Raw genomic sequence first — 3456 nt, forward strand, 5'->3', positions numbered from 1 at the left:
CGCGCGGTAACCCGCGCTGCGGTACTGCTCCACCGCTCGGCGCATTTCGTCCGGCGTGTCGCGGAACAGCGTAGATGCGTACGCTTTGATCTTTTCGTGCTTGCGCGCGCCAAGCATGACGCCGACGGGCTGGCCGGCCGCCTTGCCGATAATGTCCCAGATCGCGATGTCGATCGCGCTCATGGCGTGCATCGCGGCCCCTCGCCGTCCGTGATAGAAGGAAGAACGGTACATTCGGGCCCATATTTTCTCGTATTCGAACGGATTCTCGCCGATCGCGGCGTATTTCAGTCCTTCGCAAAAACCGGGCAAGTAGCGGGGAGCGTCCAGCAGCGCCTTCACGATATGGGGATGCGAATCGCAATCGGCATACCCGGTAATTCCTTCGTCGGTAAGCACGCGAACGATGCAGGCGTATTTCGGTCCGCGCGAATCGCCCGCTTCCGCTTGAATTCCATATTCGTACGGACTTTCCAAGATGGACAGATCGATGCCGGTTATTCTCATTCGTTACTCCTCCCGAGGTTCCGACGGACCGGTCCGATACACGAACCGGCCGGGCTGTTCCGCGGTCGGCAGCACCCGGCGGGCAAGCCCGCGATACCAGGCTTCCACCTTGGCGAAGCCTTCGGCATAGACGCTTCCCGCCTGATAGCCGCGGAATTTGGCCACCGTCCGCACGACGTCGCGCAGATCGACGTCGAGCAGCTGGCCGAAGATGCGAAGCTGGCTGGCATGCTTGCCGAGCGCCTCCAGCTTTTTTTCCATGGCTCCCGTAATGTCGACGAATTCGGTAGGGCGGAACTCGACGCCCCCGAAATTGTCCATGTGGTAGAGCGTCGCTTGGCGATCCATGGCGGCGTGAGCCGTCTTCACGCCGGCGATGCCCGCCAGCGGAAGCGCATCCCAAACCAATTGCCCGGCGTATCGGTGATCCGGGTGGTAATCGGAAGGGCCATGGGTGATTACGACGTCGGGATTCGCCTGCCGGATCGCGTCCGTAACCGCCAGCCGTGCCTTCAGCGACGGGATCAGATACTCGTCCTCATAGCCCATCCAGATCGGAACTGCGCCGATGACGGCGCAGGACGCCCGGAACTCCGCCTCCCGAATCCGCGCCAGCTCGGCCGGCTCTACGTCAAAATTGCCTTTGTCCCCGTTCGTGACGACGGCCGCGAACACTTGGTGCCCCTGCTCTGCATAAAGAGCCAGCGTGCCGAAGCACTGCAGCTCCAGATCGTCCGGATGGGCCCCCACCGCCAGCACGTTCATTCGTATTTCCTCCTTCCGACATTCGCATTTCCGCTCCGGGTTATCCCCTTACAGTACGCCGTACTTCGCGAAGACTTCGCGCAGCAGTTTGCCTGCAAGCAGCTCCGTGCGCGTGTTGTTCTCCCGCTCCGCTTTCTCGAGCGCCAGCATGACCGTCTGCTCGAACGCGGTCGCCGGGATGACCGCTACACCGTCGCAATCGGCGAAGACGACGTCTCCCGGCGCTACCGCCACGCCCCCCGCTTCGATCGGGCAGTCGTAATCGACGACCATCCCCCGCCCGCGCGAATCGACCGGCTTGACGCCTGCAGCGTATACCGGAAATCCGAGCTCGGCGATCTTCTTCGTATCGCGGACCAGCCCGTCGACGATGGCACCGATCGCTCCCCGCATCTTGGACGCGGTCGACAGCAGCTCGCCCCAAATGCCGTTGCGGACGGACCCGTTCGTGGACGCGACGACCAGTTCGTCCGGACGGATGCTGTCGATCGCCTGAATCTCCAGGAGGTACGGGTTGTCGTTCACATAGTACACGTCTGCGGCCAGGATCGTCTTCGCCCTCCCGACGACATTGTCCGCGACGGCAGGCGCGAGCGGCCGCACATTTTCGCGCATCGCCTGGTTGCGGTACCCCAATTCGTCGAGCGTATCGCAGATGACGCCCGTATACAGCTTCTCTCTCATGAGCCGGAACAGCTCGCGATCCGTTGCCTTCATTCCGGAATCCCCTCCCGACTAAAAAGTATGTTTGCGGGCAAATTCGGCGTTTTGCCGGAAGCATTCTTCCATCACGGCGATCTGCAGGCGAACTTCCTCCGGCGTGATCTCGGGCGGCTCGCCTCCCGTCAGCGTCCGGTGCAGCATGCCGTAGTATTGGAGCGCCATCGCGCCGTACACGTCCCGGGCCGCTTCCTCCGGCGCTTCCCACCGCTCTTCGTGCCAGTCGAGCTGCTCGCGGCAGAAGGCGGGATNNTGATTGTCGTGGAGATCAGCTCGCGCTCGGGAGCTTCTTCCGGCTTGAAATACTTCCAGTCGACGCTCGTGAACGTCGCCTTGATGCCGCCGCGCGTGCCCTGTACGCGGTAGGTCTCGCCGGGATAGGCGCAGCACGAGGAGATCTCCACTTCGACGAGCGGCCGATCCGGCCCCGTTAAAGCGATCTTCACGTAATCTTCCGCATCTCCGAACGAATTCGCCCGGTCCATCGTCGCGCGCACCTCCGGCATCCGGTCCGGCCCGAACAACTGCAGCGCCTGATCCAGCGGATGCGGACCGGTATTGAGCAGGTTGCCGCCGCCCCGTTCCTGCATCGTCTGCCAATCCCAACGCCGGGCGAACTGATTGTAGGCGATGCCTGCTTGAACGACGCGGCCGATCGCCCCGGAGCGAATGATGTCCCGGATCTTCTCGAACGCCGGCATATACCGGGACTGCTGAAAAATCGCGAGCGTTTTGCCTTTCTCCCGCGCCTTCCCGATCAGCCGGTCGACGTCGATCGTCCGGCGGGCAAGCGGCTTCTCGCACAACGCGTGTATGCCGGCCTCCAGGATTTCGAGGGTCACCGGCACGTGCAGGTGGCTCGGCGTCGCGTTGACGACCAGATCCAGATCTTCCCGCCGCAGCATGTCGCCGTAGTCGGCGTACGTCTCGCAGCCGAACTCCGCTTCGGCTCGAAGTCTGCGTTCCTCCAGGGCGTCGCTAACCGCCACGATCCGGTACCGGTCCGGCAGCTTGTGAAGGGCGCTTGCGTGAATGTCGTGGCCGCTGTTTCCCTGTCCGATGATGCCCGTTCGAACGATGCTCATCGTGCGTTCACCCGCCTTGTCTCCGATCGGATAAAGTCGAGATAAGCCGGCAGGGCGACCTCCGGCTCGGCAAGCTGCGGAACCCATTTTTTCTCCCATTCGAAGGAGAGCCAGCCGTCGTACCCCGCTTCCGCGAGCAGGCCGAGGCAATCCCCGATCGGCAGATCGCCTTCGCCCGGCAGCGTGAGCTTCCCGTCCGCCCCTGCGCCCAACGAATCCTTGATATGCGTATGTTTAATGTAAGGAGCCAGCTTCGCGAACGTCTCTTGAACGCTCTCTCCCGCATGCTTGCACGGATTGTCGATATCCCATAAAATGCCGACCGCCGAGCTGCGGGTCTGGGCCATGACGGCCAGCATCCGCTCGGATGCGGAGAAGC

6 protein-coding genes are annotated in these 3456 nt (G+C 62.7%); all 6 read right to left on the bottom strand.

Features of this window, described 5'->3' with window-relative positions; genetic code table 11:
- The coding region (locus H7C18_RS32955) for an enolase-like domain-containing protein (protein ID WP_475571998.1) at window positions 1-507 on the bottom strand (507 nt) is incomplete at its 3' end.
- Window positions 508-510: 3 nt separating this feature from the next.
- Window positions 511-1272, bottom strand: coding sequence for a PIG-L deacetylase family protein (locus tag H7C18_RS32960; RefSeq protein ID WP_185133387.1), 762 nt, complete (start codon window positions 1270-1272; stop codon window positions 511-513).
- 48 nt (window positions 1273-1320) lie between these two features.
- Entirely contained in the window at window positions 1321-1989 is a 669-nt protein-coding gene (locus H7C18_RS32965; RefSeq protein WP_202887736.1) for an RraA family protein, read from the bottom strand.
- Between the two features lie 18 nt (window positions 1990-2007).
- Window positions 2008-2169, bottom strand: coding sequence for a hypothetical protein (locus H7C18_RS35435; RefSeq protein ID WP_238358125.1), 162 nt, complete (start codon window positions 2167-2169; stop codon window positions 2008-2010).
- Window positions 2118-3176, bottom strand: coding sequence for a Gfo/Idh/MocA family oxidoreductase (locus H7C18_RS32970; protein ID WP_475571999.1), 1059 nt, complete (start codon window positions 3174-3176; stop codon window positions 2118-2120). Before H7C18_RS32970 ends, H7C18_RS35435 begins: the two co-directional genes overlap by 52 nt.
- Window positions 3074-3456, bottom strand: a 383-nt coding sequence (locus tag H7C18_RS32975; RefSeq protein ID WP_185133388.1) for a sugar phosphate isomerase/epimerase family protein, incomplete at its 5' end; no start/stop codon positions are given. The genes H7C18_RS32975 and H7C18_RS32970, both read right to left, overlap by 103 nt.

This window comes from Cohnella zeiphila, assembly GCF_014212055.1.
GTDB lineage: Bacteria > Bacillota > Bacilli > Paenibacillales > Paenibacillaceae > Cohnella > Cohnella zeiphila.